This is a genomic window from Bacillus sp. AFS001701, assembly GCF_002559405.1.
GTDB lineage: Bacteria > Bacillota > Bacilli > Bacillales > Bacillaceae_G > Gottfriedia.
Genome location: NZ_NTZO01000472.1, coordinates 1 through 452, shown reverse-complemented (window position 1 = coordinate 452; position 452 = coordinate 1). Strand labels below are relative to the sequence as shown.

At 31.4% G+C, this 452-nt stretch carries 1 protein-coding gene; it reads right to left on the bottom strand.

What is annotated here, in order from left to right; all coding sequences use genetic code 11:
* Positions 1-452 (bottom strand): transporter substrate-binding domain-containing protein (locus CN514_RS21265; RefSeq protein WP_141529461.1); only part of this gene is annotated, 452 nt, incomplete at both ends.

The window sequence follows — 452 nt, the reverse complement described above, 5'->3', positions numbered from 1 at the left end:
TACTTCTTTAATTGCTTTATCAAGTTTACCTTTTAATTTACTTCCATCTTGAAGTAGTAGACCGTAGTATTCAGGTTCAAAGCTATTTTTATCATCAATAACAACTAGCTTTTTATCTGGATTATTTTTTGCATATGCTTCTAGAACACCATTATCCGCAACTACTGCATCAGCTCCTCCACTAAGCAGCTCTAAAATTGCTAAATTGTTATTTTCGAATTTTTTAAGATTTTTATTGTTTTTACCAAACATTTTTTCAACAGCTTCTTGTCCAGTAGTACCATTTTGCACTGCTACAACTTTACCTTTTAAATCTGCGGCTGATTTAATACTACTACCTTCTGGAACTAGAATTTTATTAATCGAAAGAAAATAAGGAGTTGTAAAATCATATGTTTTCTCACGATCTGCATTGATCGAAATAGAAGACATACCAATATCAGCAGTTTTGC